Here is a 15,203-nt window from a genome sequence, read left to right as displayed (position 1 = left end):
TAGTATATCTGAATGTAACATCAATTAACGTGTATAAATGAAGCAATCTAATGGAAAATAGTTATAATGCCGATGCAATAAAAATCTTAAGGGGTCTTGATGCTGTAAGGAAACGTCCAGGTATGTACATTGGTGACACTGACGATGGATCTGGCTTGCACCACATGGTATATGAGGTTATTGACAACGCAATAGATGAATCTTTAGCTGGATATTGTGATAAAATTGAAGTTAGCATAAATAAAGATGGTTCAGTATCTGTAACTGATAATGGTCGTGGCATTCCAACTGACCTTCATGAAGAAGAAGGAATATCAGCAGCAGAGGTAATAATGACTCAACTCCATGCTGGTGGTAAATTTGACAGTAATACCTATAAAGTTTCTGGGGGATTACATGGTGTTGGAATCTCAGTTGTGAATGCATTATCAAGCTGGTTGGAATTAACTATTTGGCGCAATAAGAAAGAACACTTTATGCGCTTTGAAGATGGTGAGTCTATTGAACCTTTAAAGGTAGTCAACGAAAATACAAACAAAAGAGGAACTAAAGTCACGTTCATGCCATCAACAGAGACTTTTAATGGCATTAATTTCATTTACTCAACGCTTGAAAGTCGTATAAGAGAATTAGCGTTTTTAAATTCAAATATCGACATTACTTTACGTGATCTGCGCAATGAACCATATACAGAATCTCATTTCAATCAGAGCAATCAATCTAAAGACAATTTTGGTACAGCGAATTTTGTGCGGTACTTAGATAAGAATAAGACACATGTAACTAAAATTGCCAGTATGAAAGGAGATGCAGAAGATCTTGGCATCAGCTTGGAAATATCGATGGAATGGAATGATTCCTACTATGAACATATGTTATGCTTCACGAATAATATAAGGCAACGAGATGGTGGTACGCATTTGGCAGGATTTAGATCCGCTTTAACCAGATGTATCAATAACTATGCAACTAATGAAGGGTTTTTAAAGAAAGCAAAAGTAAATTTAACTGGAGAGGATGTTAGAGAAGGTTTAACTTGTGTTTTATCTCTCAAGATGCCTGATCCTAAGTTTTCTTCACAAACAAAAGATAAACTAGTTAGTTCTGAAGCGCGTACAGTTGTGGAGAGCATAGTTTCTGATAAATTGAGCACAATCCTTGAAACTGATCCCAAATTGGCAGCAAGTATAGTAGAAAGAGCAATCAGATCAGCAAAAGGAAGAGAAGCCGCAAGAAAAGCACGAGAGTTAGTTAAAAGCAAAAACAATATTGATATTGCAACTCTGCCAGGAAAGCTTGCTGATTGCCAGGAAAAAGCCCCTGAGTTATCGGAATTATTTATAGTAGAGGGTAATTCAGCAGGTGGTACTGCAAAGCAGGGGCGTAATCGTAAAACACAAGCAGTGCTTGCCTTAAGAGGAAAAATTCTAAACGTAGAACGTGTAAGTTTAGATCGTATTTTTTCATCTGCAGAAATAGGCTCTTTAATTACTGCAATTGGTGCTGGAATAGGGAGTGAACACTTCGATATTGAAAAAGCTAGATATCATAAAATTATCATCATGACAGATGCAGATGTTGATGGTTCACATATAAGAACTTTGATTCTAACTTTCTTTTTTAGACACATGCGTGAAGTTATTGAAAAAGGCTACTTATACATAGCACAGCCACCCCTCTATAAAGTTACAAAGAATGCTAAAGACACTTATATTAAAGATGACGAAACTTTTGAAGAGTATATAATAAACTCAGCAGTTAAAAGATTAACACTAAGTGGTACAGCTACAGAATTTAACGACTTGCGCCTTATTTTGAATAAATGCGTTAGCATTTCTAATATTAGCAAAAATTATGATAGAGAAATACCACAAAATCTCTTAGAGTCATTGCTAATTTTAAGCAAAAAGAATGCTCTATTATCGGCTGATGAGATATTAAAGTATTTAAAATTAATGTACAGTGAATATACTTGGGAAGTAGAAATAAAAGATGAGGAAAAAGAAATTCACATCTCTAAATTATTTCAAGGATTGGCAGACAAATATATATTTGCACTTAGTATGCTTGAAGGCAAAGATATGCAAAACATATTAAGTTTGCTTGATGGTATAAGTAATTTATTTAATGGTGATTCATTTTTAAAGTCACAAGAAACTGAAATAAAAATCACTTCTCCAAGTGCACTTGCAAAAATAATAATGGACTATGGTAAAAAGGGTTTAACTCTGCAGAGATTTAAAGGTCTTGGTGAAATGAATGCTGATCAGCTATGGGATACTACGTTAAATCCTGAGGCTAGAACTTTATTGAAGGTTGAAATAAAAGATTGTGAAGAAGCTGATTCCATATTTTCAATATTAATGGGTGATATAGTTGAACCACGCCGTGATTTTATTAATAGTAATGCACTCAACGTGCATGATGTTGATATTTGAACTTTTAGCAAAATGTACGAACGTTACGGGTTTAAGCAAAAACTGTGTCATTCAAGTAGCTGACACTGGTTTCCATCCAAGAGGGTGTCATCCCAGTGCCCAGACACTGGGATCCAGAAAACTTAACTCTACACCAAGTAAATGTACAATAAGAACTAGATTCCAGACTGGAATGACATCATAGGGGCACTGGGATGACAAAAAAAGGAGCGCTGACCATTTTCGGTCCCTTAAGTTACTTTAGCCATAAATACTTAAGAAATTTACCAAATAAAAAAAAAGGCAAAGAACTCCCGTGGTGCGAGTTTTGACCCTCTGATAATTTAAACTGGCGCTGTAATAATGTGCTAACGCTTAAAATAAGCGCGATTTGGCTGAATGTAGAAAAAATTTAAAAGACATGCAGCCGCTATAATTTTATGTAATCCGCCAAAAAATACCCTAAGGTTTTTACTGAATTTTGTCATTGAGCCTGCAGGTTAAAAACAAGTTTTGAGTTATAAATACCCTTATTGTCATAATAAGGGGGCTGGCGGAGTTTGTCAAGCAAGTTTTTTCGTTTCTATGTTGTCAGCTACCTGAATATTGATCATACGGGTTCCATCTGTTATATATAATCTTTTTGAATACGAAGAAAAATGATGAATGAGTATGATATTACGGTTATAGGTAGCGGTCCTGGTGGTTATATAGCAGCAATTAGGGCGGCACAGCTTGGGTTTAAAACTGCAATTGTAGAAAAAGAAAAAAATTTAGGCGGTATATGCTTAAATTGGGGATGTATACCAACAAAATCACTACTTAGAGCATCTGAGGTTTATAGGCTAATAAAAAGATCAAAAGAGTTTGGTATAGAAGTAAAGGGAGCGAGTTTTGATATACAATCAATAGTGAAATACTCAAGAAACGTTGTTGATAAATTGTCAAGCGGTGTTGCATATTTGATGAAAAAAAATAACATCAAAGTTCATCAAGGCTTTGGTAAACTTGCAGGCAATAGTACTATAAAAGTTGCTGGCGATAAGGAAGAACAAGAAATTGTTTCCAAGCATATCATTTTAGCAACAGGAGTGAGGGCACGGAATCTGCCTGAAATAGAGGCAGATGGAGATTTAATATGGAATGCGCAGCATGCTATGATGCCGGGCAAATTACCAAAATCACTACTAATTATAGGGTCTGGTGCAATTGGAATAGAATTTGCAAGTTTTTATAGTACTTTGGGGGTTGATGTAACAATCATAGAGATAAAGAGCACTATTTTGCCGCTGGAGGATAAAGACATTTCAGGCCTAGCAGAAGAAATATTCACAAAACAGGGGATAAAAATATATACAAACAGTAGCGTAAAAGCTCTTACTAAAAGTAAAGACTCTGCTCAAGTGCTACTAAGTAGTGGCGAGAGCAAAGAATTTGATAGGGTGATTGTTGCGGTTGGAATTCAAGCAAATATTGAAAATATAGGTTTAGAAAATACAAAAATTAAATTAAGCTCTTCTGGTTTTATTGAAATGAATGAATGGTATGAAACTAGTGAATCAAATGTGTATGCAATAGGTGATGTAGCTGGCCCACCATGTTTAGCACATAAAGCGAGCCATGAAGCTGTGATCTGCGTTGAAAAGATTGCTGGTAAAAGTGCTCATGCGTTAAAAAAAGAATGCATACCAAATTGCACTTATTCTCATCCACAAATAGCGAGCATCGGCCTTACTGAGGAACAGGCAATAAAAGGTGGGTATGATGTAAAAATAGGAAAATTTCACTCTAACTTTAATGGTAAGTCTATTGCACTCAGTGAAACTGAAGGGTTAGTGAAAACAATTATAGACAAAAAGACAGGCGAACTTCTGGGTAGCCACATGATAGGTGCAGAAGTAACGGAGTTAATTAGCAATTTTGCTCTTGCAAAGCAACTAGAAGGAACAGACTTCGACATAAAATCTACGATTTTTCCTCATCCAACCATTTCAGAGATGATACACGAATCAGTGCTTGCTGCAGATGATGGGTCGTTAAATAGTTGAACTAACGTTCCATCGTTTTAGAGTTGTCAATGTCTTGGGTAGTAGTTTGATTAGGCACTTTAATTTTAATAGATTGATTACCACCAGCATCAGAATTCTGTAACTCTTCTTTCAATCCCTTAGCTGCTTCTTTGACTTCAAGCTTTGCCTTTGGATGAAGATCTTCTGGGCCTTTTCCTTTAGTATCCAAACCTTGTTGTAGATTAGTGCTTTTCATTTTATTATGCTGCTCGTGCTCAGGTAGGTCAACAACCGAATTGAAAAGAATTTTTATTATATTTTTTAGCAGTTCTAAAAAACCTCCGCTTCTGCCTTCTCTTTGTTCTTGAGATTTATTTTTCTCATTAGGTTCTTTTTTGCTATTAGTTTCAGGCATTTTTAACTCAACTATCATAAAGCTTAATAAAATTCTACGTGCAAATTATTAAATAACAGTTAACAATCTAGGATTCATTATTTACAGATGGATATTATTTTAGCAACAGGTGGCACAGGTGGGCATATCTTTCCGGCCATAGCCTTAGCAAAAGCACTAAAGACACAAGGATACAATTGCATATTATTCACTGATAAAAAAACAAATAAAAATATCGACATAGAAAGCTATATTTTACCATTACGTAGACCAAGCGGCAACAAATTTAAATTTTTTCTTTTATTAATGTATAGTTGTGTGCTAGCAATATATAAAATCAGAAAATTGAAGCCAAGATTAGTAATTGGTTTTGGTAGCTACGCTTCTTTTCCAACTCTTCTTGCAGCAAGGGTTCTTTCTATATCTATAATTTTACATGAACAAAACACAGTTTTAGGGAGAGTAAATAGATTCTTTTTTAAGAGTGCAAAGTTAGTTGCTACTAGCTTTCCAGAGACTAAATATGCAGAAGGTAATAAATGTGTCTTTACAGGAAATTTTATTGATATAAAAGTACAGAGCCATTCTAGCACTGAGAAAGTCCTAAACATATTAGTCATAGCAGGTAGCCAAGGTGCAAATTTTTTTGATGATGTAGTAAGCAGCGTAATTTGTGATTTACCTATTAAAATGAAAAAGAAAATTAGAGTAACGCAGCAATGTACGAAGAAAAATATAAACAAGGTCAAGAGTCTATACAAAAGTGAAAAGGTCAATTGTGAATTGAGTGAATTTTTTGATGATATGGAAAATAGACTGGCCAATGCTCACTTGGTAATTAGCAGAGCAGGAGCAACTTCAATAGCAGAGATCACTCTTGCTAGGCGCGCTGCTATATACATTCCTTACCCTGACTCAAAAGATAATCACCAATTTTATAACGCAAAATATATTGAAGATTCGGGAGCAGCTGTAATAGTTGAGCAGAATAGTGAAGCAAAAAAAAATCTAACAGGGTTACTATTTGATCTATTAAGTAATTCTCAAAAATTGCGTGATATGACCAATAATACAAAAAAAACAGGGATAAAGAATGGGACTACTGAGTTTGTTAAGGTAATTGTTCACAGGTTTAGTTGATGGCTGCTTGCTTTTTCTTCAAACACATCCCAAAGGTCTTTTTCTAGCGATATATTATATAATTTATTGATATAAACTACTCCCGTGGGTGAAGTTGTGTTAATTTCGAGCAGGAAGTCATCTATAATATCAATACCAACAAATATTAGCCCCCTTTTCTTTAATTCAGGACCAATTTTGTTACATATTTCATTGTCTCTATCGTTCATTTGAGCGGGCTCAAAACTTGCTCCAAGTCGCATGTTTGTTCTGATCTCTCCACTGATTTTTGGAACTCGTTTCATTACTCCAATTGGTTGACCATAAAGTAGCAATATTCTTTTATCTTTATCTATGTTTTTACAAAATGATTGTGCAATCACAGGGCATTCGTATTTTGCTGTCATGAGATCCACTACTACTTGAATACTATTCTCATCTCGTATTCTTATTACATCATTTCCGCCATAGCTATACAATGGCTTCAGAATAATATCTTGATAGTTGTAGTAGAAATCTCTAATCATCGATATATTTTCAGTGATCAAAGTCGGCGGAATTAGCTCTGGAAATAATGAAGTTATCAATTTTTCAGGACAATTTCTTATTTCTGTTGGATTGTTAATTACCAATGCGCTGGTTTTTTCTAAGATATAGGTTGTTGTAATGTAGCGCATATCAAAGGGTGGATCCTGTCTGATAAATATGATGTCCATTTCATTCAAGTTGATTGCTACATCCTCTTTAGAGATAAAACTAAAATCATCAACGCTGACTTTCTGAGCAAGAGCAATTGGATGGTTTAGCTTTAGTGCTAAATTGTTAGGAGCATAGACAAAAACTTCGTGCTTCCTCCTTTGTGCTTCCTTTATTAGCACGAATGTAGTGTCAGTTTCAAAATTTATATTTTCATCCATCTGAAAGGCAACTTTCATTTGTATTCTCTACCTATTGTCACAATTGTACAAATGTTATCATTTGAAGGCGATTTTTGCCTAATGGCGTAATTTACTGTACTTATATCGTACATAACTTACAACTTGTTTTACTCCCTTTACTTTTCTTGCAATTGATATTACAGCTTTTAATTCCGCTTTATTTTGGGCTATACCCATCAAATAAACAACTCTATCAACCGTATTAACGCTATAATTAATTGATTTAATATTTCTTTTCCCCAGAAGTCTTGTTCTTATTTCCGCTGTTATCATGCCATCTACAGTAGTGTCTAGCATGGAAGCCATTTGAATTGGTATTACTCTTATTTCATTTATCACTTCTTTAATTTCTTTTTGCTGCCAAGCTATTTTTTCTGCTGTAAGTTGTTTTTCAGGAGTGTCAACACTTCCAATGAGCAATACTCTTCCTTCACTTACTTTAACTTTTATGGATGAAAATAGCCCATGTTTTAAGAGCCCCTTATTAATTCTGATGACCATAGTCGTATCATCAATGATATTTCCCAAGGATTTGTCCTGCATTGTTATTGCTGTTGCTGTCGCTGTAGCCACCACACCACCTATTATAAGGGTTGTGCAACCACTTTGTGTAATCAAAAAAATTGCAAGTAAGAAGCTTGTTATTAATCTCATTATTGATTTTCAGGATTTAGAGCTTTCATTAAAAAATGTTAATAAGCTTTTTTGATTGTGTAAATACTATAAATTAAGTAAGACTTTAAACCTTGAATATTTTTAATGGAATACCTATAATAGGGTACTGAAAATTTCTTGCGGATATGGCGGAATTGGTAGACGTGCCAGGTTTAGGTCCTGGTGAGCTTGCTCGTGGGGGTTCAAGTCCCTCTATCCGCACTTTAAAGTCATGTAACTTAGGTTTTAAGGGAAAATTTATAATCACTGAATACACTTTTGTTTGTATAAAAACCTGTTCTTAAGGATTGTGTTTAACTTAAATTCTGGTAAAATGACTCTATTAAGATATGAATTAAAATGTTAATAAATGAATTATGATGTCTAATAATATACCTCAAAATACAGTCGAAGTAAGTAGCGTATATACCTACAAAGAGCTTAGTATAGATAAACTAAAGTATGAGTATGAAATCACAGTTGGTAGTGATTATATAAAACAAAAGGTAAATTCCAGGTTGCAAGAGATAGCAGAAAATGCAAAATCACCTGGATTTAGGGCTGGAAAGATGCCCTATGACCTTGTTGTTGCAAATTATAAAAACGAAGCTTTGGAATATGTGATAAATAATACAATTGATTATTGCTCAAGTGATTTGATGAAAAAAATTGAAGTCAAGTCTCACATTTATCCTAAGGTTGATGTTATATCATTACCAGATCTGGGCAAAGAAAATGAGGAGGGCAATTTTGTATACAAGCTATCTTTTGAGTCGATGCCTGAAGTACCGATGATAGATCTTGACAAAATAAACTTAAAGAAAATTGAAGCAAAGATTGAAGAGGAAGATATAAAAGAATTTATTGATTCTATTAAAACAAAGTTCCCCAATTTCGCCTCTGTTGATGATGCTTCTTATCAAGCGAAAGATGGAGATAAATTGATAATTGATTTTGAAGGGCGGATTAGGAATAAGCTCTTTCAGGGTGGAAGTAGCAAAAATTTTGCCGTTAATTTAGGGTCTGGCACATTTATTAATGGTTTTGAAGATCAATTAACTGGTATGAAAAAGGGAGAAACAAAGGACTTTAAGTTGCAATTTCCTGAAAATTACCAAGCCATTTCCCTTGCAGGACAGGAAGCTGATTTTTCTGTGCGAGTTAATGAGATTCAAATTGCCAAAGATTTTGAAAATGATGATGAAATAGCTAGGAGTATTGGTTTTAAAGATTATTCTTTGCTAATAAGTCATGCAAAAAAAATGATTGGTGATCAGTGCACCGAAATGAGAAATCTCTTAATTAAAAAGGAGCTATTTGATTATTTGGATGCTAATTATAGTTTTGATTTACCCACAGGCATAGTAAAACAGGAGCAACAAAGAATGGAAGGAGAACTGGGTGCTCAAAATGATTCTTGTAAAGAAGCTGAAAAACGTGTAAAGCTTGCTATGTTATTTATGAAATTTAGTGCAGAACATAAAATATCATTAGCTCAAAATGATATTTTGAATGTTATTGTAAATCAATATGTCAGTAAGGATCTACCGTTTGACAGAGTACTTAAGCATTTTGAATCAAATAAACAATTTCAAGAATTAGTTAGAGGGCAAGCGCTTGAGTATAAAGTGACAGATTATATAATAGAAAAAGTTAGTAAAGAAGAGCAGATTATTTCTGTGAAAGAATTAAAGGAATTGTTTGGTAATATTTAATAGGAAAAGGTATGACTCTTATACCAATTGTAGTTGAACAAACTAGTCGCGGTGAGCGCGCTTATGACATATATTCAAGACTAGTGAAAGAAAGAATAATTTTCGTAACAGGTCCTATTGAGGACAACATGGCCAGTGTAATAGTAGCACAGCTTTTATTTTTAGAATCGGAAAATCCCGATAAAGACATTTGTATGTACATCAACTCACCAGGTGGTGTTGTAACTGCTGGTTTGTCGATCTACGATACAATGCAGTATATAAACCCAGACGTTTCAACTTTATGTATAGGTCAAGCTGCGTCTATGGGTTCCTTATTGCTTGCATCTGGTACAAAGGGTAAGCGCTACTCTCTACCTCATTCAAGAATTATGATACATCAGCCATCTGGTGGTTATCATGGTCAAGCAACTGATATAGAAATACATGCTAATGAAATTTTGCGAGTTAAGAAAAAACTAAATCAAATTTATGAAAAACATACTGGAAATTCACTGAAGAAAATTGAAGGAATGATGGAAAGAGATAAATTCATGGATCCTGAAGAAGCAAGGAAAATTGGCTTGATTGACAGGGTGATAGCTGAGCGTACAGATATTGAAATTGAAAATATTAAAGTTAAACAAAAGGTGGGTTAATGGATAACAATAATGATTTACACTACTGTTCTTTTTGCAACAAGGCGCAAGATGAAGTAGATAAATTGATTACTAACTCCTCGGATGGTTTAAAGGTGTTCATTTGTAATGAGTGCATAGAATTATCCCATAAAGCAATAAGTCAAAAGAAAGATAGATCTTTTAATTCAGATCGTATATCTGATATGAAGCTATTACTAAAGAAACCTGAGGATATAAAAAATTTTCTCAGCAAGCATGTTGTAGGTCAAGAACACGCGCAACACGTTTTATCTGTAGCTATGTATAACCATTGTCAATCCATGGTACAATTTCATGCTATAAGTGATATTGAAATCGAGAAGTCAAATATAATGCTTATTGGTCCCACTGGTTCTGGTAAGACTTTGCTAGCCAAAACACTTGCTAAAGTTTCAGATGTGCCATTTGCTATGGCTGATGCGACAACTTTAACTGAGGCAGGTTATGTGGGTGATGATGTAGAAAGCGTGTTGTCGCGTTTATTACAAGCTGCAAATTATGACGTTGCAAAAGCACAGCGTGGTATAGTGTTTATAGATGAAATAGACAAGATTACAAGAAAATCTGAAAGCACTTCAATAACCCGTGACGTTTCAGGTGAAGGGGTCCAGCAAGCTCTGCTTAAGATTATGGAGGGTACAGTTGCTTATGTTCCGCCACAAGGAGGGCGAAAACACCCACAACAAGAGTTTATACAAGTGGATACTAGTAACATACTATTTATTTGTGGAGGAGCTTTTGAAGGCCTCGATAAGATTATTGAAGCGAGAAAAAAGGGAACGTCAGTTGGCTTTGGAGCAGATATAAGTCAGTCTAAAGAGCAAAAGAAAAAGAATGCTTTACATGATGTTCAACCTGAAGATTTAATCAAATTCGGTTTAATACCCGAATTTGTAGGGCGGGTTCCAATAACTGCTGTTTTAGATGAGTTGGATCATGAAGATTTAATACATGTGTTGACAGAGCCAAGGAATGCACTAATAAAACAGTACAAAGCATTGCTTGCGTTTAGCAAAGTAAACCTTGAGTTTTCAGATGAAGCAATATCAGCTATTGCTAAAAAGGCTATAAGCTATAAAACAGGTGCAAGAATGTTACGTGCTATCTTGGAGTCACTTTTGCTTGACGTTATGTATACAGCTGGAAACGGAGATTTTGAAGGTAGCACTATAGTAATCACTAAGAAAATGGTAGAATTAGGAAAAGCAACGGTTAATCATAATAATAATGGCAATGTTATAACGGTTAATGATTAATTTGAGGCATATATTATGAACATTGAACTTGCTGTGAGCTCTAGTTTTACTGCATTGCCAGTATTACCTTTAAGAGATGTAGTAATTTTTCCAAATATAATGGTGCCTTTATTCATAGGCAGAGAAAAATCTGTTAATGCACTAGAATATGCAACAAGTAGTAGTAGTCACCAAAATGAGATTTTTCTTGTAGCACAGAAAGATGGCTCTGTTGATAATCCGGAGCCAGAAGATCTTTATGAAGTAGGTGTGTTAGCAAACATTATACAACCATTAATAAAATTGCCTGACAATGCAGTAAAAGTTATAATCCGGGGGATAAGAAGGGGAAGAGTTGTAGAATATATTAGCTCTCATACTTTATTACAAGCCAGGGTAGAGTTAGACAATCATTATAAAGAAGATGAAGACAATATTGATTTAGAAGCTTTAAGGCGATCTGTTATAGACGCGTTCGATAGCTGGTGTAAGCTAAACAAGAAAAATCAGCCTGAAGTTGCCATTAACCCCATTGATCAAATCAAAGAAGTTGATCAACTTGTAGACACGGTAGCTTCACATTTAAATATAAAAGTATCGGATAAACAAAGCATACTTGAGGCTTATGACCAAAAAGAACGTTTAAAAAAAGCTTTTGCTTTTATTGAGGGAGAAATAAGTATTTTGAACGCACAAAACCGTTTATATAAGACAATTAAATCGCAAGTTGAAAGCACTCAGAAAGTTTACTACCTTAACGAGCAATTGAAAGCTATACAGAAAGAATTAGACGAATTTGAGAATGGTGATGAAGGGAATATACTCAATGAATTTGAAAAAAAGATAAATGAAACAAAGCTTTCTCAGGAAGCAAGAGAGAAAGCTATAACTGATTTGAAGAGATACAAGAAAATGAATCCCATTTCTCCTGAAGCTACAGTTATATCTAGTTACTTGCATTGGTTACTTGATTTGCCGTGGGGAAAGTACAAAGATGCAAAAATTAACTTAAATGCAGCTAAGAAAATCTTAGATGAAAATCATTATGGCATAGAGAAAGTAAAAGATAGGATAATAGAATTTTTAGCAGTATTAAAAAGAGTAAAAGAGATAAAAGGTCCTATACTTTGCTTGGTTGGACCGCCAGGTGTTGGTAAAACTTCTTTAGCTAAGTCTATGGCAGGAGCAGTAGGAAGAGATTTTGTTCGCATAGCTCTTGGTGGTGTGCGTGATGAGTCCGAGATACGAGGGCATAGGAAAACTTATATTGGCTCAATGCCTGGTAAAATTATTCAACATATGAAAAAAGCTAATTCATGCAACCCGCTTTTTCTGCTTGATGAAATAGATAAGATGGGTTCTGATTCGCGTGGCGATCCTGCATCTGCATTACTTGAGGTTTTAGATACTGAGCACAATAAACACTTTACGGATCATTACTTGGAAGTTGAGTTTGATCTTTCAAGTGTAATGTTTGTAGCTACGGCAAACAGCTTAAATTTGCCACATCCTTTGCGTGATAGGATGGAAATTATACAATTGTCCGGGTATACTGAAGATGAAAAAATCAGTATTGCTACACACCACCTTATTCCGAAGTTAAAGAAGGAGCATGGTTTGTATCAGAAGGAATGGGACATAACTAATGAGGCGTTATACAAGTTGATACGTTTATATACACATGAAAGTGGTGTGCGGAGTATGGAAAGGGAGCTTGCAAAGCTCATGAGAAAGGCAGTTAAAGAAATATTGACTGATAAAAATAAGAAAATATCCGTAGGGGTTGACAATTTACAAGATTATTTAGGGGTACGTAAATATACCTTTGGTATTGCAGAAAATGAGAGTTTAGTGGGAGTAGTAACTGGGCTTGCCTATACTGAAACAGGTGGTGATATTTTGATGATAGAATCAGTCCTAATTCCGGGCAAGGGAGAAATAAAATACACAGGAAAGCTTGGAGAGGTTATGCAAGAATCTATAAAAGCTGCGTATAGTTATATTCGATCAAATTGTTTGTTTTTTGGTATAAAGCCCGAAAAATTCCAAAATAATGATATACATTTGCATGTACCTGAGGGTGCTGTACCAAAAGATGGCCCTTCTGCTGGCGGCGCGGTATGTACGTCTATTGTTTCTCTTATGACAAATATACCAGTTAACAAAAATGTTGCTATGACAGGCGAAGTGACATTGCGTGGTAGAGTTTTAGCTATTGGGGGCTTGAGAGAAAAATTGCTTGCAGCGCTCAGAGGATCAATCAAAACTGTGATTATACCAAGTGAAAATGAGAAAGATATGCAAGAGATTCCTGCAAGCATCAAAGAGGGGATCAACGTAGTTTTTGCTAAGAATATTGATGAAGTTATGAAAGTTGCTTTAATGCACCCTACTACTCCAATTGATGGTGATGATAATCAAAATAGTATACCTTCCTCTATAGAAAATAAAGATGATACTTTTCCTATGTCGGAAACATTGAAGCATTAGATTAAGAAGATATTATACAATCTCCATTTCTCTTTTATCCGGCAAAAACCCACCAAATTGCGCATCCCATAAGGATATGACTTGCTTTGTTGTTATGTCATTCATATTTTTTACTTATTCTATCTCCCAGTTTAATTCAAGTAGATGATAACAATCATATTATAATAGTCCTTTTCATGGAAACCTTTTCTGGTAGATTGCTTTCTAGAAAAACATTGGTCAAGGTGCTAACTGTGGTTTATGATAATATAAATTATATCATAGTTGATTTGCATTTATCAGAGCTGGAGTAGAGGTATGTTTTATCTTACAAATTTTTTGCCTATTTTACTGTTCCTATTTCTTTTTGTAGGAAGTGGTATATATTTTACTGTTCTTGGCGTGTCAAATGCTTTTTATCAGTTATCTCCACTGGTAGCCATTGTTCCTGCCATAGCTCTGGGTTGGGTTTTATACAAGGGCAATACTGAAGAAAAAATGTATGCCTTTCTAGATGGGGTAAGAGATCGTAATATTATCACTATGTGCATCATTTTTTTACTTGCAGGTGCATTCAGTGAAGTAACTAAAGCAATCGGTAGTGCTGATGCCACAGTTAATTTGGCTCTTTCATTTATACCAACACAATTTTTACTCATAGGATTATTTTTTGTAGCAGCTTTCATCTCCACTGCTATTGGTACATCAATGGGTACCATTGCAACAATTGCTCCTATTGCAGTTGAACTGACACAAGCTGGGATTTCTCCTTCCTTAGGAGTTGCAACCGTTGTAGGAGGAGCAATGTTTGGCGACAATTTATCTATTATCTCTGATACTACAATTGTATCTGTGATGTCTCAAAAGGCTGACATAAAGAAAAAATTAAAACTGAATGCAAAAGTGGCACTAATTGCTTCTATATTCACAATAATTATATTATTTTATAGCTCAAGCAATAGTGCTGCTATTTCAGTTAAGGAGTATTCTTTATTGCTTGTGGCTCCTTACATCATACTTATATTGCTTGCAAACTTTGGAATCAATGTATTTACGGCATTGGTTTTAAGCATAACTTTTGCTGGAATCATTGGATTTATAAATAACAACAATTATGGGTTATTGTTTTTAAGCCAAAACATCACTAAAGGGTTTATGAGTATGCATGAAATTATGCTACTGTCATTGATGGTTGGCGGACTTTCAGGACTGGTAGGTAAAAATTCTAAGGAGTTTGCAGATAAACTTTCATCTTGGGTTATGATACAACGTGGTGGACAAAAAACTGCGCAATTATTTATTGCAAAAATAGTCAGCATATTTGATATTTTACTTGCAAATAACACCATCGCTATAATTTTTAGTGGTGAAATTGCTAGAGATATTGCTAAGAAATATGAAATACCGCCTCACTATAGTGCAGCATGGCTAGGCATATTTTCTTGTGTATTTCAAGGATTAATACCGTATGGCGCTCAATTGCTTTTGGCTAGCACTATTGCTGGAGTTTCACCTTTGGCAGTTGTGCCACACGTATACTATTGCTATGTTTAGGTATTATTGCAGTGTTATATATTGTATTGAACAAAATTGA

At 34.8% G+C, this 15,203-nt stretch carries 11 protein-coding genes and 1 tRNA gene; 9 read left to right on the top strand and 3 right to left on the bottom strand.

The annotated features are described in order from the left end of the window. The first annotated feature begins 50 nt into the window (after window positions 1-50). Window positions 51-2,438, top strand: coding sequence for a DNA topoisomerase (ATP-hydrolyzing) subunit B (gyrB, locus tag OPR24_RS04625; RefSeq protein WP_265032846.1), 2,388 nt, complete (start codon window positions 51-53; stop codon window positions 2,436-2,438). A 641-nt stretch (window positions 2,439-3,079) separates the two neighbouring features. Beyond that, the gene (gene lpdA, locus OPR24_RS04620; RefSeq protein WP_265034007.1) at window positions 3,080-4,465 is read left to right on the top strand and encodes a dihydrolipoyl dehydrogenase; all 1,386 of its coding nucleotides are present in this window, start codon (window positions 3,080-3,082) and stop codon (window positions 4,463-4,465) included. A gap of 1 nt (window position 4,466) precedes the next feature. Here lpdA and OPR24_RS04615 read toward each other — a convergent pair whose 3' ends face one another. Next, on the bottom strand, window positions 4,467-4,859 hold the full coding sequence (locus OPR24_RS04615) for a hypothetical protein (RefSeq protein ID WP_265032844.1): 393 nt from the start codon (window positions 4,857-4,859) through the stop codon (window positions 4,467-4,469). Window positions 4,860-4,928: 69 nt separating this feature from the next. Between OPR24_RS04615 and murG the strand changes: the two genes are divergently transcribed. Beyond that, the gene (gene murG, locus OPR24_RS04610; RefSeq protein ID WP_265032842.1) at window positions 4,929-5,960 is read left to right on the top strand and encodes an undecaprenyldiphospho-muramoylpentapeptide beta-N-acetylglucosaminyltransferase; all 1,032 of its coding nucleotides are present in this window, start codon (window positions 4,929-4,931) and stop codon (window positions 5,958-5,960) included. Here murG and gshB read toward each other — a convergent pair. Both gshB and OPR24_RS04600 read right to left on the bottom strand, forming a co-directional pair. Then, complete coding sequence (gene gshB / locus OPR24_RS04605) at window positions 5,945-6,874, bottom strand: glutathione synthase (protein WP_265032840.1); 930 nt, start codon at window positions 6,872-6,874, stop codon at window positions 5,945-5,947. The genes murG and gshB overlap by 16 nt on opposite strands. Window positions 6,875-6,934: 60 nt before the next feature. Continuing rightward, window positions 6,935-7,531, bottom strand: coding sequence for a BON domain-containing protein (locus tag OPR24_RS04600; protein WP_064124795.1), 597 nt, complete (start codon window positions 7,529-7,531; stop codon window positions 6,935-6,937). A gap of 140 nt (window positions 7,532-7,671) precedes the next feature. Between OPR24_RS04600 and OPR24_RS04595 the strand changes: the two genes are divergently transcribed. From OPR24_RS04595 to OPR24_RS04570, 6 genes are all read left to right on the top strand, one after another. Further along, a tRNA-Leu gene (locus OPR24_RS04595) sits at window positions 7,672-7,753 on the top strand. Between the two features lie 158 nt (window positions 7,754-7,911). Continuing rightward, complete coding sequence (gene tig / locus OPR24_RS04590; RefSeq protein ID WP_265034006.1) at window positions 7,912-9,246, top strand: trigger factor; 1,335 nt, start codon at window positions 7,912-7,914, stop codon at window positions 9,244-9,246. Between the two features lie 11 nt (window positions 9,247-9,257). Further along, window positions 9,258-9,884 carry an ATP-dependent Clp endopeptidase proteolytic subunit ClpP gene (clpP, locus tag OPR24_RS04585; RefSeq protein WP_164225183.1) on the top strand — a complete coding sequence of 209 codons (627 nt, stop codon included), beginning with the start codon at window positions 9,258-9,260 and terminating at the stop codon, window positions 9,882-9,884. After that, a complete protein-coding gene (gene clpX / locus OPR24_RS04580) occupies window positions 9,884-11,161 on the top strand; it encodes an ATP-dependent Clp protease ATP-binding subunit ClpX (protein ID WP_253309481.1) in 1,278 nt (425 codons plus the stop codon). The genes clpP and clpX overlap by 1 nt, the downstream gene beginning before the upstream one ends. Window positions 11,162-11,176: 15 nt before the next feature. Further along, window positions 11,177-13,630 carry an endopeptidase La gene (gene lon / locus OPR24_RS04575; protein ID WP_265032839.1) on the top strand — a complete coding sequence of 818 codons (2,454 nt, stop codon included), beginning with the start codon at window positions 11,177-11,179 and terminating at the stop codon, window positions 13,628-13,630. Between the two features lie 297 nt (window positions 13,631-13,927). Then, window positions 13,928-15,163, top strand: a complete 1,236-nt coding sequence (locus tag OPR24_RS04570; protein ID WP_265032838.1) for a Na+/H+ antiporter NhaC family protein — start codon at window positions 13,928-13,930, stop codon at window positions 15,161-15,163. Window positions 15,164-15,203 lie beyond the last annotated feature (40 nt).

The organism is Wolbachia endosymbiont (group A) of Sicus ferrugineus, assembly GCF_947251515.1.
Taxonomy (GTDB): domain Bacteria; phylum Pseudomonadota; class Alphaproteobacteria; order Rickettsiales; family Anaplasmataceae; genus Wolbachia.
This window is presented reverse-complemented; position numbering and strand designations above follow the sequence as displayed.